Raw genomic sequence first — 25,811 nt, 5'->3', positions numbered from 1 at the left:
CCGACCGCGCACCGCTCACCAGGCGGCTGCCCGCGGCAGGCACGGCGTGTAGTCGCAGACACCAAGGCCCACCCTTTCATCCCACGAAGGCGGCCGGTCCGCACGTCGGCCCAACACGGCCCACTGGAACCATCATGCTGGAACAGCAGTTATTCAACGCTCTGTCGCTGGGGTGCGTCTACGCACTCTTCGCGCTGGGCTTCACGCTTGTCTTCGGCGTGCTGGGCGTCATCAATCTATCGCATGGCGCGGTGTTCATGGTGGGCGCTTATGCGGCCCTGGCCGCCGTGCAGAACCTCGGCCTGCCGCTGTGGGCAGCCATCATCTTCGCCTTCATGGTCTCGGGCTGCGTGGGCGCGCTGGTCGACGTGCTGGTGCTCAGGCCGCTGCGCAACCGCAATGCGCCGCACCTGATTCCGATGATCGCCACCATCGGCGTGGCCATCGTCCTCAACAATCTGGCGCAAGGCATCGCGGGCGCGGAGAACAAGCGCTTTCCCGTCGAGGTGCTGCCGCAGGAGTCTCTGGATTTCCTCGGTCTGCACATCACGGTGATCGAACTCGGCATCATCCTGCTGTCGTTCCTGCTGATGGTCGCTCTGGTGCTGGTGATCGGCCGCACGCAGATCGGCCGCGCCTTGCGCGCCATCGCCGAATCGCCCAAGGCCGCGCTGCTGCTGGGCATCAACGTGGAGTGGCTGTTCATCATCACCTCGTTCGTCGCCGCAGGTCTGGGCGGCGTGGCGGGCACGCTGGTGGGCGTCTACTCCAATGCCCTCTTCCCGCTGATGGGCCAGCCCATCCTGCACAAGGGGATCGCCGTGATCATTCTCGGCGGCATGGGTGACATCCGCGGTGCGATGCTCGCCGGTCTGTTCCTCGGATTCGCCGAAGTGATGAGCGTGGCCTACATCGGCTCGAACATGCGCGACGCGGTGGCATTCGGCGTGCTGTTCCTCGTGCTGATCCTGCGCCCTCAGGGTCTGCTTGGACGCATTCAAGAGCGCAAGGCGTGAGGCGGCACATCCATGGAATACTTTGAAAATTTCTGGCAGATCTACAGCAACCTGGTGCTCACGCTGGGCATCAACGCGCTGCTCGCGCTGTCGATCTACATCACCCTCTCGTGCGGCATGCTGTCGCTCGCCAATGCGGCCTTCATGGGCATCGGGGCATACACCGCGTCCATCCTGACGATGAGCCACGAGGCGCCCTTCGCGCTGGCGCTGGCGAGCGGCATCGCGATGCCGATGTTCGTCGCCTTCTTTCTCGGCAAGGCGGTGATGCGTCTGTCGGGCGTGTACCTCGCGATGGCGACCCTCGCCTTCGGCGAAGTGGTGCGCATCGTCATCCTCAACGCGGAAGATCTGACGGGCGGCGCGCTGGGCCTCAACGGCATTCCCAACAGCACCGAATGGTGGCATGTGCTGCTCGCGCTGGTCGTGGTGATCGCGATGCTGGCGTGCATGCGCCGCTCCAAGGTGGGTCGCGCCCTCGAGGCCATCAAGGAAGACGAAACCGCCGCCGGCCTGATGGGCATCGACACCAACTCCAACAAGATGATGGCCTTCATCATCGGAGCGGGCATCGCCGGTCTGGCAGGCGGTCTGAGCGCCCATCTCACCTTCTTCATCGGCCCCAACGAGTACGGCTTTGACCGCGCGGTGGAGATTCTCACGATGGCGATTCTGGGCGGCGTGAACTCGCTGATCGGTCCGGTGGTCGGCTCGCTGTTCCTCACGCTGCTGCCCGAAGTGCTGCGCGGATTGAAGGACTTCCGCCTCGTCGTCAACGGCATGCTGCTGATCGTGATCATCCTGTTCCTGCCACGCGGGCTGTGGGATCCGGCGCGCTTCAGGCGCATGTTCGGCGGCGCCGGGAAGGGAGAGTCGAAGTGAGCAAGCATCCAAACCATTCCCCGCTGCTGGAACTCAGGAACGTGTCGCGCCACTTCGGTGGTCTGCGCGTGCTGGAGGACGTGAACCTCAGCGTTCCCGCCAACACCATCTTCGGCCTGATCGGCCCCAACGGTGCGGGCAAGACCACGGTGCTGAACATCATCACCGGCCTGCTGCCGCCCTCGTCCGGCGAGGTGCTGTTCAACGGCGTGTCGCTGGTGGGCAGAAAGCCGTACAAGATCACGCAGGGCGGCATCGCGCGCACGTTCCAGAACATCCGCGTCTTCAAGGAAATGAGCCTGCTCGACAACGTGGCCGTGGGCATGCACGCGAATCTGGACTACGGCTTCGCCAGCGTGTTTCTGCGCGGAGGACGCTTTGCCGCAGCCGAGCGCGCGGCGCGCGAGAAGGCGCACGAGTTGCTGTCGTGGGTGCGCCTCGACCACAAGTGTCACGAGCTGGCCGAGAGCCTGTCCTACGGCGAACAGCGCCGCCTCGAACTGGCGCGCGCGCTGGCCACCAACCCCAAGCTGCTGCTGCTCGACGAGCCCGTCGCCGGCATGAACTCGACCGAAAAGGAAGAGCTGATGCATGAGGTGCGCAACATCCATGCGCGCGGCTTCACCATCTTCATGATCGAGCACGACATGCGCTTCGTGATGGGCCTGTGCAAGGAGATCGCGGTGCTGAATTTTGGACGGATCATCTCGCACGGCGACCCCGATCACGTGCGCAATGATCCGCAGGTGATCGAGGCCTATCTGGGCCGCGACGATGACGATGACGCGGGAGCAGCGCAATGAACCAGCACGCCAACGACATGACCGAGCCCCTGCTCCGCGTGCGCGATCTCGCCGTGAACTACGGCCACGTGAAGGCCGTCAAGGGCATCTCGTTCGACCTGATGCCCGGCCAGATCACCACGCTGGTCGGCGCCAACGGAGCGGGCAAATCAACCACGCTGCTCGCGCTCTCCGGCCTCGTGAAGAAGCATGCGGGCAGCGTGCTGTTCGGCGGCCGGGACGTCTCCGCGCTCAAGCCGCATCAGCTGGTGGCGGGTGGTCTGGTGCAGGTCGCCGAAGGCCGCGCCACGCTCACGCGCCTGACCGTGCGCGAGAACCTGCAGCTCGGTGCCTACACCCGCAAGGATTCTGCCGCCGATCAGGCCGCCGATCTGGACCGCATCTATGCACTGTTCCCGCGCCTCAAGGAGCGGGACGACGGGCTGGCCGGCAATCTCTCGGGCGGCGAGCAACAGATGCTGGCCATCGGCCGCGCGCTCATGGCCAGGCCACGCGTGCTGCTGCTCGATGAACCGTCGATGGGACTTGCACCCATCATCGTGCAGGACATCTTCCGCACGCTTCGCGACATCAACCGGGAAGGCCTCACCATCTTTCTGGTGGAGCAGAACGTGCGCCAGGCACTGAAGATTTCGGACCACGCCTACGTGCTGGAAACCGGTGAAATCGTGCTCGAAGGCAGCGGCAAGGCCTTGCTGGGCAACGAGAAAGTACAGGCCGCCTACCTCGGCGGTTGAGCAATGATTAGCAGCAGCAACCGCATGAGCAATCCGTCCGACCACTCCCGCCTGATCAACCCCTTGTTCGCACCCACCGCGAGCGATCTCGCCAAGGCCGTGTGCATCGAGGACCTGCGCGTGCTCGCGCAAAAGCGCGTGCCCAGGATGTTCTACGACTACGCCGACAGCGGCAGCTGGACCGAGAGCACCTACCAGGCCAACGAGAGCGACTTCCAGAACATCCGCTTTCGCCAGCGCGTGGCGCGCAACATCGCGGACCGCAGCATCGAGAGCACCATGGTCGGCGTGCCGGTGAGCATGCCGGTGGCGATCGCGCCCACCGGGCTTGCGGGCATGCAGCATGCGGATGGAGAGATTCTCGCGGCCAAGGCCTGCGAAAAATTCGGCGTGCCCTACACGCTGAGCACGATGAGCATCGCCTCCATCGAGGACGTCGCCGCGCACACGAGCAAGCCGTTCTGGTTCCAGCTCTACGTGATGAAGGACCGCGACTTCATCGGCCGCCTCATCGACCGCGCCAAGGCCGCGAACTGCGGCGCACTGGTGGTCACGCTCGATCTGCAGGTCATCGGTCAGCGCCACAAGGACCTGCGCAACGGCCTGACGGCGCCGCCGCGCATCACCCTCGGCAACATGCTGAACTTCGCGACCAAGCCGGCCTGGTGCCTGAACATGCTGCGCACCCACCGCCGCGAATTCGGCAACGTCATCGGCCATGTCTCCGGCGTGGACGACATGGGGTCGCTGCTGTCATGGACGGCCCAGCAGTTCGATCCCAAGCTCGACTGGTCCGACATCGCCTGGATCAAGAAGCGCTGGGGCGGCAAGCTGGTGCTCAAGGGCGTGCTCGATGTGGAAGACGCGCGTCTCGCCACCGCCTGCGGGGTGGACGCGCTCGTCGTCTCCAACCACGGTGGTCGCCAGCTCGACGGCGCACTCTCCTCGATCGCCGTGCTGCCCGCCATCGCCGATGCGGTCGGCAACCAGGTCGAACTGTGGCTGGACAGCGGCATCCGCAGCGGCCAGGACGTGCTCAAGGCAGTGGCCCTCGGCGCGCGCGGCACGATGATCGGCCGCCCTCACCTCTACGGACTCGGCGCCTTTGGCGAGGCGGGGGTGACGCGCTGCCTCGAAATTCTGGCCAAGGAACTCGACGTGACCATGGCCTTCTGCGGCCACACCGACATCCGCGCCGTTGGCCGCGACGTGCTGCATCCGGCGAGCATTCCGGCCTGCTGATTCAGGCGTCCAGATGATCCAGCGCACCGTGCCGCGCAAGCGCCTGCTGCGCCAGCTCCTGGCTCAGCATCGCCTGTTCGGCGCACAGTGACTGCAACCACTGCACGAAGATCCGCACCTCTTCCGAGGGGGTGTTGGTCAGCGCGTAGTATTGGTTCGCCGGGCGTGAGAACACATTGAACAGCGGGCGCAGCGTGTCATTCATGAGCCAGTCGCGCACCAAACTCAGCCGACACAGCGCCACGCCATGGCCCTTCAACGCGGCCTCGTAGATCAACCCCAGATCCTGAAACTTCGGTCCCTGCTGCGGCTCGGGCCAATCGAGCAAGGCGGCCTGGAACCACGGCTGCCATGGCTCCAGCGTCGTGCGGATCAGCGGCGCGTGCCGCAGATCGGCAGGACAGCGAAGCGGCGGCAGCGACTTGAGCAGCACCGGCGACGCCATCGGCATGGCAACGTCCTGCGTGAGCGGAATCCCGCCGTTGGCCAGCGCATCGCCGGCGCGGATCTCGACCTCGGCATTGGTCGACGGATAGTCGAACACCGGCGGCACGACAATCAGCTCCACATCGATATGCGGATAGAGATTCATGAACCCCTGCAGACTCGACGCCAGCATCTGGCGCGCAAACGTCGGCGTGGCGGTGATGCGCAGTCGCGTGGTCGCCGCCGCAGGCTGCACGAACGATGGCAGCGCGATCAGCATGTTGAGGATCGGTCTCGCGGATTCGAGATACTTCCCCCCCGCCTCGGTGAGGATGATCGCGTTGCTGCGGCGATCGAACAGCTCCGCTCCCACCAGCTCCTCCAGCCCGTTCACCCGCTTGCGGATCGCACTGGCCGTGAGACTCAGCTCCCGCGCCGCCCGCTCAAAGCTCCCCAGCCGCGCCACGGCCTCGAATCCCCGCAGCGCCTCGGTGGACGGCATGCGCACGCAACCGCGCCTGTTGTGCTGTTCAATCTGCATCTCGCCTTCCCTGCCCCGTCCTGTCCGTCGTTCATGGTTACAGGCCGTATTGTCTACGGTGACACCGTTCAGAATCGCGGGAAAATACCTACAGCCGCCTGCACATTGCACGCATGCAGCCTTCAATGCACGGTACACACCATGCAAGGATCAAACGACCGCACGATGTGCTGCACCGACACGGGTGACTTCTCACCCGGCAATACAGGGGCGCCTTCGAGGGCTTTTTCCAAGGCCCCCGGCGTGCCGCCCACGTCGCGTGGCGAGAAGTTCCAGCTGGTAGGCGCGACGATCTGGTAGTTGGCGATGCGGCCGTTCTTCACCACCAGCCAGTGGCCGAGCGCACCGCGCGCGGCCTCGCCAAGGCCCATGCCTACGCCTTCGTCGGGCAGTTCGCAGGCCGTGAAATACGGGGCACCGGGTTCGAGCGCCTTGAGCCAGCGCTCCATCATCGGTACGACGATGGCGAGTTCGAGCACGCGCGCGATCACCCGGGTGAGCACGCAGCCGCCGTGCTTGGCCACCGCGTCGCGCACCAGCGGGTGGCCCGACGCAAGCTGGCGGGCGATGGCGCCGGTTTCCACCACCTCACCGGCGAGGCGCGGTGCCTTGTTCCAGGTGTAGGCACCCGCCTTGTCGGCGTTCGGCAGCGTCATGCCCTGCAGCGGATGCAGCGGCATGGGCGCGTCTTCAAGCCATGCATGGGTGGCGTCTTCGGTGATCGCGAGCGTGTCGGGCTCGACCAGCGTCTGCTCGCTCGCGCGCCACACGCCCGAGGCCAGCGCATGCGCGCCGCCCGGTTGAGAATACGCACCGAAGCTCAGATACAGCCCCGGCCCTGCGCCAAGCTGATGCAGATCGAGATCGCGCGCGCAACTCAGGAACAGCCGGAAGTCGCCCGCATTCGCGGCCGCGTCATGCCATGCCCAGAGCGCATCCAGCGACGACAGCGCAGCCATGTCCTCGAGCGGCGTGGCGAACAGATGGCGCTCCAGAAACCAGCGGAATTCGCGCAGCTTGGACAGCAGACGGATGCGCTCGGCCGGTTCCACCGCACGCGAGCTGCCACCGGGATCGATGCTTTGGGTGTGCGGCCATTTGCCGCCCAGCGTGCCGAGCAGCGTGAACCAGCGCTGGCGCGCGGCAATCGCCTCGCGCATCTGCTCGCCGGTCTGCGGCGCGAAGCGGCGCACGGCCTCGGCGTGCCAGGCGCGTGACGCGTAGACGGGCCGGGTGAAATCCGGCATGAAGAACAGGTAGAAATGCGTGAGGTGATCGGCAAGGTTCTCGGTCGCCTGCATCAGATTGGTCACGTGCAGGCCGTTGTCGGGCACGGTGACGCCGGCAAGATCGGCCAGCGCCTTGGCGCTCGCCACCGATTGCGAGACCGAACAGATGCCGCAGATGCGCGGCACATAGACCAGCGCATCATTGGGCAGCTTGCCCTGCAGGATCTGCTCGAAACCGCGGTACATGGTGGCGTTGACCTGCGCACGCTGCACGCGCCCCGCGCGGACGTCGAGCGAGACTTCAAGATCACCTTCCACCCGGTTGAACGGGCCTACGAGCAGACGCGCCATGCGTGAAACCTTCTTGGGACTTTCTCTGAACCGATCGGCATTTATCTGAGCCGCGTCTTGCGCACGGCCGGCGTCACCACCAGATGGTCGGCCGTGGCATTGATCTTCACGCGCTTGGGCGTGGCGGACTTGGACAGCGACGCGAGCGCCACGAACCACGCCTTGGGCATGTCGGTCGGCAGGCCAATCGGAATGCCAGCCACCTTGGGGGTGCGGTCGAACGCATGACCGGGCTCCTGAAAACCCGGCTCGGTGCAGGCAATGCAGGCATAGCCGCCCCGCGTGCACGAGCCCTCGCCGTTCCACAGCCGCGTATTGCAGTCGGCATGCACCTGCGTGCCCTTGCAGCCCATGTGCTCCATCATGCAGCCACGGTCCGAGGGCTTCTCGGCACTGGCCTTGAACTCGTAGAACTCGTTGCGCGTGCAGCCGTGATGCACCAGATGATCGGCGTAGAAGCGCGGACGCGCGAGCGAGTCCAGATCCTGTTCGGTGAGGCTGTCCGCAGCCAGCGCGCTCAGGCTCTCGATCACCCAGCCGGGGTGCGTCGGGCAGCCCGCGATGTTGATCACCGGAAGCCCGGAGCGCGAACGGAAATCCGCGCCTAGCAGACCGCCCACGCGGTCATCTTCGTATTGCAGACCGCAGGCGTCCGTGGGATTGCTCGCGCCCGCCGTGATGCCGCCCCAGGCCGCGCAGCTGCCGACCGCGACCACATGCCGTGCAACTCCAGCAAGCCTGCGCACCCAGTCGACCATCGGAATGCCCGTGCCCGCCATCACATGAAAGCGTCCGGTTCCGTTGGGGCCGCGCAGCAGCGCGCCTTCGATGCAGAGCGCATCCACGCGCAAGCGGCCATCCAGCGCGCGTGCGAGCACGTCCTGCAACTCGTCGGCAGATTCGAGCGACAGGCTTGGATGCCAGAGCAGGTTGATTCCGGCATCGCGCAGCTGGCCATGAAAATCCGTCGTGTCGGCGCACAGCAGCGACATGCTGCAGCCGCCGCAACCGCCGGACTGCAGCCAGAGAACGTTGAACATGTCAGAAGGCGTCGTGGGCATGTGCGATCACTTCTCCAGACCAAAGCGCTGCATCTTGGCGCGCAGCCCCACGCGCGACAGCCCCAGCTCCTTGGCCACGCGCGTCTTGTTCCAGCGGTGGTGCAGCAGCGTCTCGCGCAGCACCATGGCCTCGATGGCATCAAGCCGCTCGCCGAGCGTTCCGGTCTGCGGCAGCGCCGCGCTCACCACCGACGACGCGACGGTCGACAGCCCCGCATGGCCCTGCAGCACGCGCGGAGAGAATGCCGTCGCGGGCAGCTCGCCTCCGTCATGAAGCGCAATCGCACGCGCGATCTCGTTGCGCAGCTCGCGGATGTTGCCGGGCCACGGGTAGGTCATCAGACAGGCGAGCGCCTCGCGGCTCAGTGTCGCGCCGGGGCAGCCGAGCTCCTGGCCGATCTCGCGCACCAGCTTCGTGGCGATCGGTTCGATGTCACCACTGCGCTCGCGCAGCGGCGGCACGGTGAGACTGACGCCCGCGATGCGGTAGTACAGGTCTTCGCGGAACAGCCCTTCGCGCACGCGCTGCTCCAGATCGCGGTGGGTTGCTGCGATCACGCGCACGTTCACCGGAACCGGCCGCTGCGCGCCGATCGGCCGCACCTCGCCCTCCTGCAGCGCACGCAGAAGGCGCACCTGGAACGCGAGCGAGGTCTCGCCGATCTCGTCAAGAAACAGCGTGCCGCCGCTCGCGCGCTGAAACAGGCCGGGCCGGTCCTCATACGCGCCGGTGAAGGCGCCGCGCCGGTAGCCGAACAGCTCGGACTCGATCAGCGTGTCGGGAATCGCCGCGCAGTTCTCGACCACGAAGGCGCCCGATGCACGCGGGCTCGCGTAATGCATCGCGCGTGCGATCAGCTCCTTGCCCACGCCCGATTCCCCGAGCACCAGCACCGACAGGTCGTAGCGAGCCACCTTCTCGGCAATCGCGCAGACGGCGTTGAGCGGACTGGCCGCGCCGCGTTCAATGCGGTCAAAATCGAAGACGCTGCGCGCCAACTCGAGCTTGGCCTGCATGCGCTGGCGCAGCTGGGGCGTGCTCGCGCGCAGCTCCAGATCGAGCTGGCTCATGCCGCGCTGCAGGCTCTGCGCATCGACCGCGTCGCGCACGGTGCGCAGCAGGTGATCGGGCACCCAGGGCTTGAGGATGTACTGGTAGATGCCGGCGTCGTTGATGCCCGCGATGATGTCCTGCGAATCGGAGTAGCCCGAGATCACGATGCGCACCGTCTCGGGCCAGCGCTCGCGCACTTCTTTCAAGAACTCCACGCCCGTCACGCCCGGCATGCGCTGGTCGCAGAGAATCACCTGGATGCTTTGGCGCTCGAAGTGCTCCCGCGCGTCGTGGGCGCCACTGGCCGTCAGCACCTGGAAGTCTTCATCGAGCGTGCGCCGGATCGCGTCCTGCGAGCGCACCTCGTCGTCCACCACCAGCACCGTCGGCAGATCCTGCGGGTCGTCCATCATCGCGCGCCGCTCCACCTCGTCGTGCGACGTGGAAGACCCCAAAACCGTGGTTCGAAAGAATGCTGCCGCATGCGTGATGACTGCCGAGAAGTGTTCATTTCCAGCCCATCAGGCCGATGCAACTGATTGTAATGAAGACGCGCCACAAACAGTCCCTCGTGCCGTTAGAGCGTGTTTGCGATCTCAGCGCGAGGCTTGCGGGATGCGGATCGGGATGGGCTGCAAGGCGCAAACCGCAGCAATAGCTCGGGCTATTGCGAGGATTTGCAACGCAGCAGAGCGCCCGAGGCCGCGCCTGCAAGACCGTGTGGAGATCGTAAACACGCTCTTAACAGATGCGGGGCAATTGCTCGCCGCTCAACCAGTCGACCATGCGGCGGCCACCGAAGCGCGTGTTCATCTGCACGAAGTGATGCGGATCCGCCGTCACCACCCCGATGCGCGCCGCGTGGGCGCCGAGCGGATGCGCACGCATCGCTGCCAGCGCGGCGGCCTCGTGTTCGGGCGCGCACACGGCCAGCAGCTTGCCTTCGTTGGCGATGTAGAGCGGATCGAGGCCGAGCAGCTCGCACGCGGCCTCGACCTGGGGCAGCACGGGAATTGCGGCCTCCTCAAGCACCATGCCTGCGCCGGACTGTCGAGCGATCTCGTTGAGCGTCGTCGCCACGCCGCCGCGCGTGGGGTCGCGCAGCACGCGCACCGCCCCGGGGACTGCGGCCAGCATGGCGGCGACCAGCGTGTGCAGTGCGGCAGTGTCAGACGCGATGCTGGTCTCGAACTGCAGCGACTCACGCTGCGAGAGCACGGCCACGCCATGCTCGCCGATGGTGCCGGAGAGCAGCACCACATCGCCCACGCGCGCATTCGCGCCGCCAATGTCCACGCCCGCCGCCACCACGCCGAGGCCGGTGGTGCTGATGAACACGCCGTCGCCCTTGCCGCGCTCGACCACCTTGGTGTCGCCGGTGACGATGGGCACGCCCGCTTCCCTCGATGCGGCGGCCATGGACTCGACCACGCGCCGCAGATCGGCGAGCGGGAAGCCTTCTTCGAGAATGAAGCTCGCCGTCAGATACAGCGGCGTCGCGCCCGACATGGCCAGATCGTTGACCGTGCCATGCACCGACAGACAGCCCACGTCGCCGCCCGGAAAGAACAGCGGAGAGACCACATGCGCATCGGTCGCCATCACCAGCCGCGCACCCGCATCCAGCGCGGGCGGCGCGAACACCGCGCCGTCATTGCCCTGGCGCAGCAGTTCGTTGTCGAAGGCTTTGAGGAACAGCTCCTCGATGAGCTGCGACGCGGCCCGCCCTCCGGCGCCATGGTTCATGTCGACGCGCCCGTTCTTGAAATCCAGCGGACGCACGTAGTCCTTTTTTACCGACCCATTCACCATCACATTGCCGCTCATGCCGCAGCCCCCGCTTCCGTCTCGCTCATCACCGGAATGCTCCGGAACCGGCCATATGAATAATGCGCCGCGCACGCGCCCTCGCTCGACACCATGCACGAGCCCACCGGGTTTTCCGGCGTGCACACGGTGCCGAAGATCTTGCAGTCGGTCGGCCGCTTCACGCCGCGCAGAATCGCGCCGCACTCGCAGGCCTTGTTGTCCGCCACCGGCGCGTACTCGAGCGGAAAGCGCCGCTCAGCATCAAACTCCGCATACTTTCCGCAGATGCGCAGCGCGCTCAGCGGCACCTCGCCAAGGCCCCGCCATTCAAAGGCCGCGCGCAACTCGAAGATCTCGTCCATCAGGTCGATGGCGATCCAGTTGCCCTCGCGGGTGACGGCGCGCGTGAACTCGTTCTCGACTTCGGCCCGGCTCTCGTTGACCTGACGGATGAGCATCAGAATGGCCTGCATCACGTCGAGCGGCTCGAAGCCCGCGATCACCACCGGCTTGCGGTACTCGCGCGCAAACGGCTCATACGGCGCGGAGCCGATCACGATGCTCACATGCGCAGGGCCGACAAAACCGTCGAGCGGCACCGTGCCGTACTGCTTGACCTCGGGTGAATTGAGCACATGTGCAATTGCGGCGGGCGTGAGCACATGGCAGCACAGCACGCTGAAGTTCTTCAATTTCTGCTGCTGCGCCGAACGGATGGCGGCTGCCGTGGGCGGCGTGGTGGTTTCAAAGCCGATGGCGAAGAAAACCACCTCGCGCGCCGGATTGTCGCGCGCGATCACCAGCGCATCCGAGGGCGAATACACCATGCGGATGTCGCCACCGCGCGCCTTGGCCTTGAGCAGCGAGAGACCGTCCGACGCCGGCACGCGCAGGGTGTCACCGTAACAGCAGACGATGGCGTCATGCTCGAGCGCGAGCCGGATCGCCATGTCGATGCGCCCGATCGGCAGCACGCAGACGGGGCATCCCGGGCCGTGGACCATGCGCACGTTGGCGGGCAGCAGACTGTCCACGCCGTAGCGCGAGATCGCGTGCGTATGGCCGCCGCAGAACTCCATGAAGCTGTAGTTGCGATCAGGCCGTGCCTCGGCCGCGATGCGCGCCGCGATCTGCCGCGCCAGTTCGCCGTCGCGGAATTCGTCGATGTATTTCATGCCGAGGTAGCCTCCATCTTTGCCTTCTCGGCTTCGCTCATCTGCGCGAACAGGGCCAGCGTGCGCGCGGCCTCCTCGGGGTCGATGCGGCCGATGGCGAACCCGACGTGCACGACGACATATTCATCGAGCGTCACGTCGCCCACCAGCGAGCAGTCGATGCTCTTGCGAATCCCACCGACGTCGACCACGGCACGCGCGTCCTGCAGAATTTCCACGACGCGCACGGGAATGGCTAGGCACATACAACATCCTCTTCGTTTTTCCGCAGCAGCGGCAACTGCCGCGCCGCCACCCACGCCTGCCCCAGCGCAATGCCCGCGTCACCGCAGGAATGCGACTGCGGCCACAGCACCCGCAGCCCGCGCAGCGTGAGCTGCAGCTGCACCCGGCGCTTGAGCAGTTCATTGAAAAAGCAGCCGCCACTGAGCACCACGGTGCTGCAGCCGGTGCGGTCCGCCGCGTTGGCGGCCCAGTCCGAAACGCCATCGGCCAACGCCTGATGGAACCAGGCCGCCGCCTCGGGCACCGCCTGCTCGCCGCCTTCCCAGGCCAGCAGCTCCGCGATCAGCGGGCGCACATCGAGCACCCCGTCACGCGACTCGGCTGCGCGCGCGAGATTCACCGGCAGGTCGGTCTTGAAGCTTGATGCGGCGGTCTCGAGCGCAATCGCCGCCTCGGCCTCGGCCTGCTGGCGCGGCGCAAGCCCCAGCGCCGCAGCAGCAGCGTCGAACCAGCGCCCCGCGCTCGTGGTCAGCGGACTCAGCAGTCCGCGCTCCAGCAGGTTCTGGATCATGCGCGCGCCGGATTCACCCACGATGGGTCGCGAACGCTCGATGATCTCGTCGCCACGACCCATCGCATGCAGCGCCGAGGCCAGCATGCGCCACGGCTCGCGCGCCGCCACATCACCGCCGGGCAGCGCCAGCGGCCACAGATGGCCCAGGCGCTCGAAGCCCAGCGGATTCACCCGCAGCAGCTCGCCCCCCCAGGCCGAGCCATCAGTGCCAAGCCCCACGCCATCGAGCGCGAGGCCGATCGCTGAGCCGCTGCAGTCAAACTCGGCCATTACGCCCGCAACATGCGCGTGGTGGTGCTGCACGCCAATGGCCGGAATTCCCCATTCGGCCGCAAGCTCATGCGCCAGCCGCGTGCTGTGAAAATCAGGATGCAGATCGTGCGCAATGGCCCGTGGCATGCCGTGCTGGCGCACCAGCTCGCGCGCCGAAGTCTCGAGCGCCACGCAGGCCGTCACATCGCGCAGATCGCCGTGCACGGCGGACCAATGCACCGCGTCGCCGTCCACCCAGCAGGCGCGGTTCTTGAGCCACGCGCCAAGCGCGAGCACAGGCTCGCTCATCGCGAGCCCTCATGGGCATGAGAATGGGCATGACCGTGACTGTGACCGTGCCCGTGTTGATGATCATGGTCGTGGTGGTGATGGTGGTGATGCTCCGCACCCATCGCGTGCTCAATCCAGTGCAGCCAAGCGTCGATTCCCTCGCCGGTCGTCGCCGAGACCTGCAGGATCTCTATGCCCGGATTCACCCGCCGCGCGAGCTCGATGCAGCGCGCCACGTCGAAGTTCAGATGCGGCAGCAGATCGACCTTGTTGAGCACCATGAGCTGCGCGGCCGCGAACATGTCGGGGTATTTAAGCGGCTTGTCCTCGCCCTCGGTCACCGAGAGAATCGCCACCTTCGCGGCTTCACCGAGGTCCCACATCGCGGGGCACACCAGATTGCCGACGTTCTCGATGAACAGCAGGCCACGATGGTCGTGACCATGCCCGTGCGTGTGCAGGCGGTTGAAGGCATCGGCCACCATCGGCGCATCGAGATGGCAGCCCTTGCCGGTGTTCACCTGGATCGCGGGCACGCCGGTTTCGCGGATGCGGTCGGCATCAAAGCTGGTCTGCTGATCGCCCTCGATCACGCTGATGTCCATGTCCGCATGGCGCGCGCGCATGGCCTTGATGGTCGCGCACAGCAGCGTGGTCTTGCCCGATCCGGGGCTTGACACGAGGTTCAGCGCCGTGATGCCATGGGCCTCGAAATGCGCGCGGTTGCGCCGCGCGATGCGGTTGTTCTCGCCGAGGATGTCGGTCTCGATGCGCAGCGCGCGCTCCTGGCTCAGACCGGGCACGCTCACCCGCGCCGCGCCGCGCCCGTAGTGCAGCTCGCCGTCCTGCTCGCCTGCTGCGGGCGTGGCCTGATGCACATGGGGGTGGGCATGGGCATGTCCACCAGAATGGCCATGGGAATGCTCATGGGCATGTGGCTGGGCGTGTCCTGCCGAGGTCTGGGCATCGCTGCTGCACCCGCAAACTACACACATGGCTGTACTCCTTCAATATCACTGAGTTGGCTCGTCGTTGATTCAATGACCGCTCTGCTGGTCTTCGACAAGCATTTCCGAAACGCGGAATTCCGTGCCCTCGACGGGCTGCAATTGGTATCCACCGCAATGCACGCAAGGCTCTCCGCGCCGCGCAAGGGGCGAGCGCAGACCGCAGGGCAGACACCAGGCCATGCCGGGCAGCTCCACATAGTCGATGCGCGCGCCCTCCAGCAAAGTGCCCGGCGCAATCGAATCGAGCGCAAACTGCAGCGCACGCATCTCCACGCCCGCCAGCTGCCCCACTTCAAGCCGAAGCAGCGTCACCCGCGCGAAGCCCTCATCCAATGCCGCCTGCTCCACCACGCGCAGCACACCGCCGGCCAGACTCGCCTCATGCATGGTGCAGCGCTCCACTCCGGCTGGGTCTGGTTTCGATGCGGTAGTTCACGCAAGGGTCGTAGGCAGTCATCAACGCAATGATATGGTCACTGGCCGACGTTTTCTGGGTCTCCAGCGTTCTTGCGACCGCTCCCTGCGGATGAAAATTCCACTCGGTCGGCGCCACCACGTCGCAGCGGCTCACCCGCTCGCCATCCAGCTCCACGCGGTGCATCAGCACGCCGCGCGCCATCTCGATCCACGCCATGCCGTGGTTTTTTTCCAGCGTGATCTGCCCGCCGCGCAGATGCCGGGTCTCGCGGTTGCTCAGGGCGAGCTGCGCCACCTCGGCAATGCGCGCGCCCATCTTGAGCCACGGCGTGCGATACATCGACGGCGCGTCCTCGCCAAGCCTTGTCCAGCAGCCCGTCTCCGCACTCACGCCACGCCATGTCGGTTGATGCCCCGTGGTCTCGCCCGCCTGCAACTGCAGAGCGAACGCCGCCAGCTCGCTGTCGCACCCATGCACGCGCAGCGCGGGCGCGCTGCAGATCTCCTCGTCCGCCGCAGCGCGCGCCTCCAGCATCAGGCGGGCCAGCCAGCTGTCGGATTCCTCGCTCCACAGCTCCAACCAGCCATGGGCATCGCGCTCCCAGCCGCTCAGCCAGGCCCTTGCCGACATGCCCAGCCATGCCTGCTCGATCCACGGCAGGAGCGACGACAGTCCCTTGATCCACTCGTCGAGCGGACGCCCCGGCAGCACCGGGGCCTCGCGCAGACACTTCATCGCCTGCAGATGGATGCGCGCGCCTTCCGCGCCAGGCATCAGGCGTGCCGGCCAGTCGAGCGCGATGCGGCGCAGATGCTCGCGCAGCGTCTCCGCGTGCAGCCGCGCGAGCGCGAAATCATGCGGTTGATCGGCAGTGCCTCGCGCGGCATCGCAGGCCCATTGCGAGCAGATGCGGTGCGCCTCGGCGCAGTTGCTGAACACGCTGGCAAGCAGCATCGGCAACTGCGCCGCCTGGCTTCCGGGGGCAAGCGAGCTCGCCCACGCCGGACGGCTGCTGCGCAGGTTGTCGGGCATCGCCATGCCGGGAAGCACCGTCAATTCACCCGCCAACGCCATCGACGCATCAAACATTGCCGCCACCCCTGACTGACGAACGACCAAAGAAAAAAGAGCGACGCGTAGGCGCCGTCCGCACCGGTACTGACTCGCTCTTCACAACCCGCCTGTCCAGTGGAGCGGGAACCTGCACGGACGCATCCGGCTGCGGCTTTCGCAGCAGCGCGAGCACCTGCTCCGCAGTGCGCTCCGCCGCCACGGCATCTTGAAACTCGAACATCGGAGAGAACAGCGAACAGGCTTCGAAACTGCCCACGCCACGCTCCTCGTGCATGCCGAGAAATGCCAGATCCGTACCGCCAAGATGTCGAATGCGCTGCTCGCCAACGCGTTGCGGTTCATCGCTGCGCACCAAAGGAAGACACAGCAGATTCATGAACCACGGCGTGACCAGCACTCCCATCGCAGCGGCTTCGTCCGCCATGAGCTGAAACCCCAGCGCACGCACGCGCAGCGACGGATTCAGCAACGCCACGCCTTGCATGCGTGTCCTTGCGATGTGAATGAAGCAGGCCTGCAGTTCGGCCACGCGACTTTGCAGCGCGCGTTCGTCGTGTGTCGTGCAGGCCATGGCCTCAAGCATTCCCGGGCAAGACCATAAACTGTTCGGCATCGCCATCACATTCGGGGCAACGCCAATGTTCAGGCAGCTCCGCGAATGGCACTCCGGGCGCTATCTGCCAGACCGGGTCGCCCACCGCAGGGTCGTAGACCCACCAGCAGATCTTGCACTCCAGGCGCGCGTCGTTGGGCAGCCGCGCACGCTCGCCAAGATAGCTGCCTTCGAATCGCGAAGTGGGCGCTTGGTTCGACTCCGCACTCATTGCCCGTCCTCCAGCCACGCCAGCACTTCGCGGAAACGGTGCTGCGTGTCTTCGAGATCTTCGCGCGCGGCGCGAGCCACGTCAGGCAGCGCTCCAATCTCCACCGTATTGAGGATCACGGTGTCCTGCGAGTTGTAATAGACCACGCGCCATGTGTTGGGCACACAACAGTTGGTGATGCGGCAGTTGCCATATCCGCGCGAGAGAATCAGCACGCGGCCGGTGCCGAGATGGTGGTCCATGAAGCCGATGTCCTCATTCGACATCGGCAGCAGCGTGAGATTGACCACATAGGCCGGCTGGCCCGCCCGCCACTGCGTGAACTGCTCCTCGATCTCGCCGAGCAGCAACGGGGCGTTCTGCACGTTGGGCGGCAGCGGGCCGGACCAGCGCTCCATCGATGCGCGCTCGTCAGCATGGGCTACGTCTTCGAGGATGCGCGGAATCTCTCCGATCTCCACCTGGTCCCGCACCACGCCGTCGCCACGCAGATGCAGCACGCGCCAGATGCCCGCATAGACGGACTCCTGAATCTGCACCGTTGCGGCATCCGCCTCATCGGACGATGCCTGCACGCAAGCGCTCACCTCGCCCTCGCCGAGCACGGAGTTCACGAGATCGCGATCCGCCTGCGTCAGATCGTCAAGCGACACGACGCGATTCTCGCCATCGACCAGCACCTCGGCCAGCGCGCGCTCGACCGCCTGCAATGCAGCCTTGGCTGCACCGTGTGCCGCGATCTCTTCGGGCTCGGGCAGGATGGGGGCGCGAAAAGTCTCCATGCCCTGAGGCATCGCCATGTACGACAGCTCGTCTTCTTCAACGTGACTGCCCGCGCCCACGACGCGCACCGGTATCGGAAATTCGATCATGTGTTGTCTCTCCTGATCTCAGCTGCAAGACGAGGCATTCGATGCACCTGCACCGACCACCGGAATGCCGACAGTCGGCGCGCGCGATGTCGGCATCTGCAGCGCGGCGTTCACGGCGCTCAGATACGGCGTCCAGTCGTGCATTCCGCCGATGGCGGTCACATACTTTCCATCGCGCAGGAACAGCAGCGTCGGCCAGTGGTTCGCGCCATAGCGCCTGGCGATGCGGTCCTCCGCCGCACGCGGCACGACGGCGAACTCAAACGTCCTGTCCGCGCACTTGCGCAGCTCGGGCAGCACCGCCGCCACATCCAGGCCCTGCGGAAAGCGCACGGGATCGCCCGCGAGCAGCACCACACGGTCGCCGCCCTGCGCTGACCACGCCTCGATGCTGTCCTCGTCCACCCAGGTCGCGCCTTGGGAATCCGCCAGTCGGCACACCAACTGCGCATGCGCCGGCGATGGTGCGTCTGCGTCCATGGCGGGGTGCGACGCGGGTCGCGCGATCGGCGTGCTGATCACCACCTCGGCTGCGGTTTCGGTATCTGTCGTCATGATTTTTCTGCTGTTCTTGTCTGTTCTGTTCGGTTCAATGCGATGTCGACAGCGCGATCAACTCCTCGCGGCTCATGCGCGAGGGCAGCGCGAATGCGGCCTCGGTCTGCGAGACATCGGCGTCGGTGCTGCGCTCGAGCAACGCCAGCGTGGCGTTGATTTCGTGCGCGCGCGTCGCGTCGATCAGCTCGATGGCGCTGTCCAGAAACACCAGCAGCCAGTCACCCGGCACGATGTCGTCGCCCACCAGCACGGTGCGCACCCGCTGGATCGCGCCACGGCTCATGCACAGCGCGATGCCCGGACTGACCGATTCCACCTGCATGGGAATTCCAATGCACATATTTTTTCTCCGCCCAAGGGGTCACTCAAGGCATGAAGCGTTCATCGCCCATGCGACATGCGGCGTCCGCATCCGGCCTTTCGCTTTCATAGCGGGTGAGGCCCAGCTCGGCGAACGTCACGGCCTCGCGGGTATCCAGCGGACGGGTGCGAGGCTTCGGATCGGCGCCCCACTCCCTGAGCACGGCAATGCCCTTGGCCAGAGCCGCGTCCATGGCCGCGCGCACGACGGGGCGCAGGCTGCCGCCGTAGTCCTCGAGTTCCTGCGGCTGGCAGCCGATCAGCAGCACCTTCTGCGGATAGCGCTCGGTCAGCTGCGCGAGCGCCAGCACTTCCTGAAAGCCGGTCTGGTGCAGACTCATCTTCTTGGCGCCCATGAACTTGGGCACCTCCTCATCCGCCACGCAATGCAGCGTTCCGGGCTCAAGCCCGTAGTCCACCGCATCGAAGATCAGCAGATGCGACGCCGCCTGCACGAACTGCACGAGATACAGCCCCTGCGTGCCTCCGTCGATGAGCTGCACATGGTCGGCAAACTGATAGCGCTGCTGCAGCGCCTCGATGCAGCGCACGCCGAAGCCCTCGTCGGCCCAGAGCACATTGCCGATGCCGAGCACGCAGATGCTGTCCTGTGCACGGTTGTCTCCGTCGCCCTGGATGCCGCCGTCACGGTCCTGCGCGATCACTTCCGCATGGCCCATGGTGCTCAATCCTTGAAGGTGCGATGACCGGAGACCATCGTGCTCACCACGCTGGAGCGGCCCATGATGTCTTCGCGGATCGCCGCGTACACATGCAGGATCACGAAGCAGATCAGCGCCCACATGCCGAGGTGATGCCAGGTGTGCACGTCCTGCGACTGGCCGAACAGCGGGATCACCCAGCCAAACAGCTTGTCCTGCCACGAATCGCGCTGCGCGCCTTCGGCATACAGCGCGAAGCCGGTGACCACCATGAACAGCGTGAGCATCAGAAATCCGAAGAACATCGCCATGCGCGCAAGCGGGTTGTGTCCCACGTACTTGCCGGGGCGTTCCGTGAGAAACGCATACCACTTGAGCATCCCGAGCACTTCTTTCCAGAACGAGCGCGTGAACAGCGGCACCCAAAACAACTCGCGCGCATGGTGGTTGCCCACCAGCGCCCAGTAGATGCGCCCCAGCAGCCCCACCGCCAGCACGTAGCCCGCCGCGAAATGCGCAAAGCGGATGTAGCCCATGAGGTAATTGTGGATCGCCTCGCCCGGCTGCGTGGGCAGCGGCGAGCCGATGAAATACCCCGTCACGCACAGCACCGTGATGGCCAATGCGTTCACCCAATGCCACAGGCGCACGGGCGCCTCGTACACATAGACCGATTTCAGCGAACGACTGCTCGCCAACTCCGCCGCATCACGCCGCTCCTCGCCGGAGAGATGGGGGTCTGCTTGAGCTGATTGCGCCATGGCTTGTCTCCTTGTTGTCGAATCCGTCAGAACCGCGTGACCAGCATCGCCAAGCCCGACATCCCCAGCCCCGCAGCCATCGCACGATTCACCCAGCGCGGCGCATTCAGCAGCTGCGTCCCCACGGCATAACCCGCGCCATGCAGCAAGGCCGATCCCAGCAACATGCCGCCGATCATCGCCATCGCAGGCTCGCCTGTGAGCAGATCATTGCCGTGAGCGATGCCATGCAGAAACGCTGCGGCACCGACGATGGCGAGCCCCGCCAGACTGTTCAGATTGCGCCCCAGCAGCATCAACGCGCCAAACAGCGCCACACTCAACGCGACCCCGATTTCCACGCTGGTCATGCTGATGCTCACCACAGGCGCGAGCAACGCCCCCGCCGCCAGGAAGGCCAGAAACACCAACGGCCCCACGACGCGCTTGGCACCGGGCATGGCGATGCAGGACCAGGTTCCCACAGCGACCATCGCCAGCAAATGATCCAGCCCCAGAAACGGATGCACGAGCCCGGAGGCAAAGCCCTCTTCCCCATGCCCCGGATGCGCCTGAGCAGCCCCAGCCACCAAAGCCAACAAGATGAAAGCCGCACGGCGTGCGTTTGATTTGTTGAACGACATCTCTTCAATTCCCATAAAAATTACCACCCAGCACCCCAACACCCCAACACCCCACCACCGCTCCCCATAAAGGCACGAGCGAAGCAAAGTGCCGAACACACCTCTTCCCACCTGACTCGCGGCGGTTGTCCGAACGGAGCGCGCCAGCGCGCAGTGAGTTCTGCCGCGTGCCCCCGATCCCACAGCGCGTTTTTGGTTACTTTTTGCGCGCAAGCAAAAAGTGACTGCCCAGCCGGGGGCAGTCCCGGCCTCCGCAAGCCACCACCCGGCAGAAGGAAAAAGCCCCCTCCCCCACAAACGAGCGAGGGAGCAAAACCTCACCGTACCGTCACCTTCGCCAACTCCTGCCCCTCTGGACTCATCACATGCGTGGAACAAGCCAGACAAGGATCGAACGAATGCAAGGTCCGCAGAATCTCCACCGGCTCCTCCGGATTCACCATCGGCGTATTCAGCAGCGACGCCTCGAACGCCCCGATCTGATTCTTCGCATCCCGAGGGCTCCCGTTCCAGGTCGTGGGAACGACGCACTGGTAGTTCTCGATCCGCCCATCCTTGATGCGGATCCAATGCCCCAGCGCCCCGCGCGGCGCGGCCACCACGCCCACGCCCTTGGCTTCCTTCGGCCAGGTCGACGGATCCCACTTCTCGACGTTCGCCGTGCTCGTGTCGCCCGCCTTGATGTTGGCGATCAGCTCCTTGTAGTCGTCGAGCATCATCTCGCTGCAGTACTGCGACTCGAGCGCGCGCGCCAGCGTGCGGCCGATCGTCGACGGCAGCATCTGCTTGGGCGAAAGCTGTGTCTCGGGCAGGCCAAGCGCCTTGGGCAGACCGCTGTTGATGGCGGCGGCCGCGTCGTCGACCTGCTCCTTCACGCGCTGGCTGTACTGGTGGCCCTGCAGCGCATGGGCATAGCCGAGGATGTAGCGCGACAGCGGTCCCACCTCCATCGCGTGACCGCGCCAGCGCGGTGACTTGATCCACGAATACTTGGCGCTTTCGTCGATCTCCTGGATGTTGGTGCGCGAGCCCTTGGTCTTGTCGCCCAGTTCGAAATTCGGCTCGGTCACGCCGTCCCATGGGTGCAGGCCCTTGGTCTCGTCGGCGTACTTGTACCAGCTGTGCGAAACGAATTCCTGCACCTGTTCCGGATCGCGCACGTCCACTGGGTGGATCTTGCTCCAGTCGCCATCCAGAATCGCGCCGCCCGGCAGCTGCTGCGTCTCGCTTCTCCCCATCACCTTTTCGTAGGTGCCGTAATCCATCACGTTGGTGGCTGCAAGGCCCCCGCCATACAACCAGCCCGCGTTCTTGTACAGGGTGCCGATGGCCAGCACGTCGGGCAGATAGACGTTCTTGTTGAACTCGATCATTTCGCGGATGCGGGCCTCGACAACGTTCAGGCGCTCGATGTTGATCGGCGCGCCCGACGCTCCCGTGCCGTCGATGTTGATCGCGCACGGCACGCCGCCCACGAGGTAGTTGGGGTGCGGATTCTTGCCGCCGAAGATGGTGTGCACCTTCACCCACTCCTTCTGCAGGTCGAGCGCTTCAAGGTAATGCGTCACCGCCATCAGATTGGCCTCGGGCGGCAGCACATACGCCTTGCTGCCCCAGTAACCGTTCATGAAGGGGCCGAGCTGACCGCTCTCCACGAACTTCTTCAGGCGGTTCTGAATGTCACGGAAGTACCCTGGCGAAGAGAGCGGGTGCGATGGCGACACCATCTGCTGCAGCTCGGACGTCCTCTTGGGGTCGGCCTTGAGCGCCGACACCACATCCACCCAGTCCAGCGCGTGCAGGTGATAGAAATGGACGGCGTGGTCATGCACCTGCAGCGTCTTGGCCATGATCTCGCGGATCAGGTACGCGTTCTTCGGGATGGTGATGCCGAGCGCATCCTCCACCGCGCGCACCGAGGTCAGTGCATGGCAACCCGTGCAGACGCCGCAGATGCGCTCGACGAACGCCCAGGCGTCGCGCGGGTCGCGGCCCTTCAGGATCACCTCGAGGCCACGCCACATCGTGCCTGTGGACACGGCATTGCGGATCACGTTGTTGGAATCGACGTTCACCTCGCAGCGCATGTGACCTTCGATGCGTGTGACCGGATCGACGACGATGCGACGGCCCGTGTTGTCGAGCTTGAAGCCCTGAGTTTCGATGGCGCCCATGTCGGTGCCTCCTTGTTCTTGTCGTTGTGATGTCAGTGGGTGTCGACGGCCGCGCTGCGCTGGTCGTCCTGCTTGTGCGCCGCGCGCTTGATGGCCGAGACCGCCGCATGGGCCGCCACGGCCGCGCCCACGGCACCGGCCGCGTAGCCACCGACCTGATCGGCGTTGGCCTCGATGCCGAACTGGTGGATGTCGGTCAGGCGGTTGTAGAACGAGCCCTTGTCCCAGAAGCCGTCTTCCGAGCAGCCGATGCAGCCGTGACCCGACTGGATCGGAAAGCTCGTGCCCTCGTTCCAGCGCGTGGTGGCGCAGGCGTTGTAGGTGGTCGGGCCCTTGCAGCCGACCTTGTAGAGGCAGTAGCCCTTGCGCGCCGATTCGTCATCGAACGACTCGACGAACTGGCCCGCGTCGAAATGCGGGCGGCGGTAGCACTTGTCGTGGATGCGCTGGCTGTAGAACATCTTCGGGCGGCCCTGGCGGTCGAGCTCGGGCATGCGATCGAAGGTCAGCATGTAGGTGATCACGCCGGTCATCACCTCGGCGATCGGCGGGCAGCCCGGCACCTTGATGATGGGCTTGTCGAAGATGACCTTGTGGACCGGTGTCGCGCCTGTCGGGTTGGGCTTGGCGGCCTGCACGCAGCCCCAGCTCGCGCACGAGCCCCAGCTGATGATGGCCTTGGCGTCCTTGGCCACATGCTTGAGCTTTTCGATGAACGGCTTGCCCGACTGGAAGCAGCTCATGCCGTCCTGATTGAGCGGAGGATTGCCCTCGACCGCAAGGATGTAGTTGCCCTTGTACTTGGTCATGATCTCTTCGAGGATCGCCTCGGCCTGATGACCGGCGGCGGCCATCAGCGTGTCGTCGTAGTCGAGCGAGATCATCGACAGCACCACATCCTTGGCGAGCGGGTGCGCCGAGCGGATGAACGATTCCGAGCAGCAGGTGCACTCCAGACCATGCAGCCACAGCACCGGCGTGCGCGGCTTGGTCTCCATCGCATGCGCGATCTGCGGCACGAAGGATGCGCCCAGACCCAGCGAAGTGGCGGTGAGCGAGCAATATTTGAGAAAGCTGCGGCGGGAGATGCCCTGGCGGCGCATCACCTCATAAAACGTTTCCATCGGGGTCGTCTCCTGTTATTTGGACGTATCTGCCGATGTCAATGCAATAGCCGGGCCAGTTCCCATGTGCGTTTGCACATATCTCGCGATGGTTTTTTTTCGATGCGAAATGATGTGTTGTGATACGGGCTTGCGTGCGTTTTCTCTGCGACTTGCGCCAAGTCAAAACCTGCAAAACCCGCGTTAACCCTGAGTGCAAGAAGAAGCGAGATTCGCAAGCCGGTCATCCGGTTTGCATGCGCAAGCGGAAAGAAAACTTCCACCGTTTCAGGATGCGGGTGGCGCCTCTTGCGCGAGTGGCAGCTCGACCACGAACTCCGCGCCGCCCTGCTCCGAATTCTGCGCGGACAGGGTGCCGCCATGCTGCTCGACGATGCCGTAGCTGATCGACAGCCCCAGCCCCGTGCCCTGGCCCACGGGCTTGGTGGTGAAGAACGGATCGAAGATGCGCGTGAGATGCGCGTGCGCGATCCCCGCTCCGTTGTCGCGCAGCGTGAAGACCGCATGCCCGTCGCGCCGCGTGATCGACACATGCAGCACCGGCGTACACTGCGTCGCCGCGACGGCATCGAGCGCGTTCTGCAGCAGATTCATCATCACCTGCTGCAGTTGCCCGCCACTGCCGGTGACGTGGCACGGCACGCGCTCGTCCCAATGCAGCTCGAACGCGGTGGTCACGCCCTTGCGAATCCAGTGGATCGCGCGCTCCACCACCTCGATCAGGTCGACGCTCGCACGCGCGTCAGGGTCCATCGCCGAAAACCGCTTGAGCCCGTTGACGATGTCCGTCGTGCGCTGCGCGCCCTCCATCGTGCCCTCGATCAGTGACGGCAGGTCGGCCAGCATGTGGTCGATGCGCAACTTTCTGCGCATCGCCTCGAGCTGCGCGGGCGGCTCGTGCGCGTGCACCGCGGCCAGATAGCTCGACAGGCGCTGGGTGTAGCGGTCCAGCGCGTGCACATTGCCGAGCACGAAGCTGATCGGATTGTTGAGCTCATGCGCCACGCCCGCGACCAGCCGCCCCAGCGAGGCCATCTTCTCGGAATGGATGAGCTGCTGCTGCGCGCGCTTCAAGGCGTCGTGCGCGCTGCGCAGTTCCTGATATGCCCGCTTGAGTTCCGCCGTCGGCCGCCCAACCAGCACCGTGCCCACATGGCGGCCGTTGTGGTCGATGCGCGGCGTGCAGTTGGCATCCACCGGCACGCTGGCCGCGCCAGCATCGCGCAACTGCAGCTCCAGCACCTGGCCGCTGCGCTGCGCGCGGGTCTGCGCGAGTACTTGACGCACGCGCTGCACGCTGTCGGCATCCGCCAGCAGATCAACGAAGGGCGTGCCGCGCAGCGCGTCTTCATCACGCCCCACCAGATCATTGAGCGCCGCGTTGGTCTGCTCGATCCGGCCCTGCGCGTCGCAGACCACGAGCACATCCGACATCGCCGAGATGACGCTGAAGACGAACTGCTGCGACTGCTCGAGCTCGGCGTTCTTCTTCTCGAGCTCGACCTCATCGTCGATGAGCTGGGAGTACACCTCATCCATCTTCTGGATGACGTCCATCCACACCGCCTCGTCCACCGCGCCGGCAAGCGGCGCCTGCAGCGCGGAGTCGTCCTCATCGAGACCGGATTCGCGCAGCAGATTCTTCGCGGAGAGTCGTTCAGGAACCATGGTCAGCGCAGTGAA

General features: G+C 65.4%; 27 protein-coding genes. 5 read left to right on the top strand and 22 right to left on the bottom strand.

Annotation, left to right across the window (positions count from 1 at the left end; genetic code table 11):
- The first annotated feature begins 134 nt into the window (after positions 1–134).
- Genes ISG32_RS15500 through ISG32_RS15480 form a run of 5 tightly spaced genes read left to right on the top strand, consistent with a single transcriptional unit; the run spans position 135 to position 4,680 of the window.
- The gene (locus ISG32_RS15500; protein ID WP_194771940.1) at positions 135–1,016 is read left to right on the top strand and encodes a branched-chain amino acid ABC transporter permease; all 882 of its coding nucleotides are present in this window, start codon (positions 135–137) and stop codon (positions 1,014–1,016) included.
- Positions 1,017–1,028: 12 nt separating this feature from the next.
- On the top strand, positions 1,029–1,898 hold the full coding sequence (locus tag ISG32_RS15495; protein ID WP_194771939.1) for a branched-chain amino acid ABC transporter permease: 870 nt from the start codon (positions 1,029–1,031) through the stop codon (positions 1,896–1,898).
- Positions 1,899–1,921: 23 nt separating this feature from the next.
- Entirely contained in the window at positions 1,922–2,701 is a 780-nt protein-coding gene (locus ISG32_RS15490) for an ABC transporter ATP-binding protein (RefSeq protein WP_194772236.1), read from the top strand.
- Positions 2,698–3,438 carry an ABC transporter ATP-binding protein gene (locus tag ISG32_RS15485; RefSeq protein ID WP_407645067.1) on the top strand — a complete coding sequence of 247 codons (741 nt, stop codon included), beginning with the start codon at positions 2,698–2,700 and terminating at the stop codon, positions 3,436–3,438. Before ISG32_RS15490 ends, ISG32_RS15485 begins: the two co-directional genes overlap by 4 nt.
- A 24-nt stretch (positions 3,439–3,462) precedes the next feature.
- Entirely contained in the window at positions 3,463–4,680 is a 1,218-nt protein-coding gene (locus ISG32_RS15480; RefSeq protein WP_194771938.1) for an alpha-hydroxy acid oxidase, read from the top strand.
- 1 nt (position 4,681) lies between these two features.
- Here ISG32_RS15480 and ISG32_RS15475 read toward each other — a convergent pair whose 3' ends face one another.
- The 22 genes from ISG32_RS15475 to ISG32_RS15370 form a co-directional block, all read right to left on the bottom strand.
- Positions 4,682–5,647, bottom strand: coding sequence for a LysR substrate-binding domain-containing protein (locus ISG32_RS15475; RefSeq protein WP_194771937.1), 966 nt, complete (start codon positions 5,645–5,647; stop codon positions 4,682–4,684).
- Between the two features lie 122 nt (positions 5,648–5,769).
- Positions 5,770–7,227 (bottom strand): nickel-dependent hydrogenase large subunit, encoded by a 1,458-nt coding sequence (locus ISG32_RS15470; RefSeq protein WP_194771936.1) that lies wholly within the window; start codon positions 7,225–7,227, stop codon positions 5,770–5,772.
- Between the two features lie 41 nt (positions 7,228–7,268).
- Positions 7,269–8,288 carry an NADH-quinone oxidoreductase subunit B family protein gene (locus tag ISG32_RS15465; protein WP_194771935.1) on the bottom strand — a complete coding sequence of 340 codons (1,020 nt, stop codon included), beginning with the start codon at positions 8,286–8,288 and terminating at the stop codon, positions 7,269–7,271.
- Positions 8,289–8,294: 6 nt separating this feature from the next.
- Positions 8,295–9,752: a sigma-54-dependent transcriptional regulator gene (locus tag ISG32_RS15460; RefSeq protein ID WP_194772234.1), complete on the bottom strand. Its 1,458-nt coding sequence runs from the start codon at positions 9,750–9,752 to the stop codon at positions 8,295–8,297.
- A 331-nt stretch (positions 9,753–10,083) separates the two neighbouring features.
- Complete coding sequence (gene hypE, locus ISG32_RS15455; RefSeq protein ID WP_323745941.1) at positions 10,084–11,169, bottom strand: hydrogenase expression/formation protein HypE; 1,086 nt, start codon at positions 11,167–11,169, stop codon at positions 10,084–10,086.
- Complete coding sequence (gene hypD, locus ISG32_RS15450) at positions 11,166–12,326, bottom strand: hydrogenase formation protein HypD (RefSeq protein ID WP_194771934.1); 1,161 nt, start codon at positions 12,324–12,326, stop codon at positions 11,166–11,168. The genes hypE and hypD overlap by 4 nt, the downstream gene beginning before the upstream one ends.
- Positions 12,323–12,571 carry a HypC/HybG/HupF family hydrogenase formation chaperone gene (locus ISG32_RS15445; protein ID WP_194771933.1) on the bottom strand — a complete coding sequence of 83 codons (249 nt, stop codon included), beginning with the start codon at positions 12,569–12,571 and terminating at the stop codon, positions 12,323–12,325. Before ISG32_RS15445 ends, hypD begins: the two co-directional genes overlap by 4 nt.
- Complete coding sequence (locus tag ISG32_RS15440) at positions 12,562–13,686, bottom strand: Kae1-like domain-containing protein (protein ID WP_194771932.1); 1,125 nt, start codon at positions 13,684–13,686, stop codon at positions 12,562–12,564. The genes ISG32_RS15445 and ISG32_RS15440 overlap by 10 nt, the downstream gene beginning before the upstream one ends.
- Positions 13,683–14,663 carry a hydrogenase nickel incorporation protein HypB gene (gene hypB / locus ISG32_RS15435; protein WP_194771931.1) on the bottom strand — a complete coding sequence of 327 codons (981 nt, stop codon included), beginning with the start codon at positions 14,661–14,663 and terminating at the stop codon, positions 13,683–13,685. Before hypB ends, ISG32_RS15440 begins: the two co-directional genes overlap by 4 nt.
- A 42-nt stretch (positions 14,664–14,705) precedes the next feature.
- Positions 14,706–15,065 carry a hydrogenase maturation nickel metallochaperone HypA/HybF gene (locus tag ISG32_RS15430; protein ID WP_194771930.1) on the bottom strand — a complete coding sequence of 120 codons (360 nt, stop codon included), beginning with the start codon at positions 15,063–15,065 and terminating at the stop codon, positions 14,706–14,708.
- Positions 15,058–16,185, bottom strand: a complete 1,128-nt coding sequence (locus ISG32_RS15425; RefSeq protein WP_194771929.1) for a nickel-dependent hydrogenase large subunit — start codon at positions 16,183–16,185, stop codon at positions 15,058–15,060. The genes ISG32_RS15430 and ISG32_RS15425 overlap by 8 nt, the downstream gene beginning before the upstream one ends.
- Positions 16,178–16,741: a [NiFe]-hydrogenase assembly chaperone HybE gene (gene hybE / locus ISG32_RS15420; protein WP_194771928.1), complete on the bottom strand. Its 564-nt coding sequence runs from the start codon at positions 16,739–16,741 to the stop codon at positions 16,178–16,180. The genes ISG32_RS15425 and hybE overlap by 8 nt, the downstream gene beginning before the upstream one ends.
- A 4-nt stretch (positions 16,742–16,745) precedes the next feature.
- Positions 16,746–16,994 carry a rubredoxin gene (locus tag ISG32_RS15415; RefSeq protein WP_194771927.1) on the bottom strand — a complete coding sequence of 83 codons (249 nt, stop codon included), beginning with the start codon at positions 16,992–16,994 and terminating at the stop codon, positions 16,746–16,748.
- Positions 16,991–17,866, bottom strand: coding sequence for a hydrogenase expression/formation protein (locus ISG32_RS15410; protein ID WP_194771926.1), 876 nt, complete (start codon positions 17,864–17,866; stop codon positions 16,991–16,993). Before ISG32_RS15410 ends, ISG32_RS15415 begins: the two co-directional genes overlap by 4 nt.
- A gap of 18 nt (positions 17,867–17,884) precedes the next feature.
- Positions 17,885–18,421 carry a thioredoxin domain-containing protein gene (locus ISG32_RS15405; RefSeq protein WP_194771925.1) on the bottom strand — a complete coding sequence of 179 codons (537 nt, stop codon included), beginning with the start codon at positions 18,419–18,421 and terminating at the stop codon, positions 17,885–17,887.
- A gap of 34 nt (positions 18,422–18,455) precedes the next feature.
- On the bottom strand, positions 18,456–18,764 hold the full coding sequence (locus ISG32_RS15400) for a HypC/HybG/HupF family hydrogenase formation chaperone (RefSeq protein ID WP_194771924.1): 309 nt from the start codon (positions 18,762–18,764) through the stop codon (positions 18,456–18,458).
- Between the two features lie 25 nt (positions 18,765–18,789).
- Positions 18,790–19,464, bottom strand: coding sequence for a HyaD/HybD family hydrogenase maturation endopeptidase (locus tag ISG32_RS15395; RefSeq protein WP_194771923.1), 675 nt, complete (start codon positions 19,462–19,464; stop codon positions 18,790–18,792).
- A 5-nt stretch (positions 19,465–19,469) separates the two neighbouring features.
- Positions 19,470–20,207, bottom strand: a complete 738-nt coding sequence (cybH, locus tag ISG32_RS15390; protein ID WP_194771922.1) for a Ni/Fe-hydrogenase, b-type cytochrome subunit — start codon at positions 20,205–20,207, stop codon at positions 19,470–19,472.
- A gap of 26 nt (positions 20,208–20,233) precedes the next feature.
- Complete coding sequence (locus tag ISG32_RS15385; protein WP_194771921.1) at positions 20,234–20,830, bottom strand: HupE/UreJ family protein; 597 nt, start codon at positions 20,828–20,830, stop codon at positions 20,234–20,236.
- 317 nt (positions 20,831–21,147) lie between these two features.
- Positions 21,148–23,004: a nickel-dependent hydrogenase large subunit gene (locus tag ISG32_RS15380; protein WP_194771920.1), complete on the bottom strand. Its 1,857-nt coding sequence runs from the start codon at positions 23,002–23,004 to the stop codon at positions 21,148–21,150.
- Between the two features lie 32 nt (positions 23,005–23,036).
- Positions 23,037–24,128, bottom strand: a complete 1,092-nt coding sequence (locus tag ISG32_RS15375; RefSeq protein WP_194771919.1) for a hydrogenase small subunit — start codon at positions 24,126–24,128, stop codon at positions 23,037–23,039.
- A gap of 267 nt (positions 24,129–24,395) precedes the next feature.
- Positions 24,396–25,796: a sensor histidine kinase gene (locus tag ISG32_RS15370; RefSeq protein WP_194771918.1), complete on the bottom strand. Its 1,401-nt coding sequence runs from the start codon at positions 25,794–25,796 to the stop codon at positions 24,396–24,398.
- Positions 25,797–25,811 lie beyond the last annotated feature (15 nt).

Origin of the sequence: Diaphorobacter caeni (assembly GCF_015354245.1) — a bacterium.
GTDB lineage: Bacteria > Pseudomonadota > Gammaproteobacteria > Burkholderiales > Burkholderiaceae_C > Diaphorobacter_A > Diaphorobacter_A caeni.
Note: the sequence above shows the minus strand (reverse complement) of the source record. Positions and strands in the feature narration are given on the sequence as shown.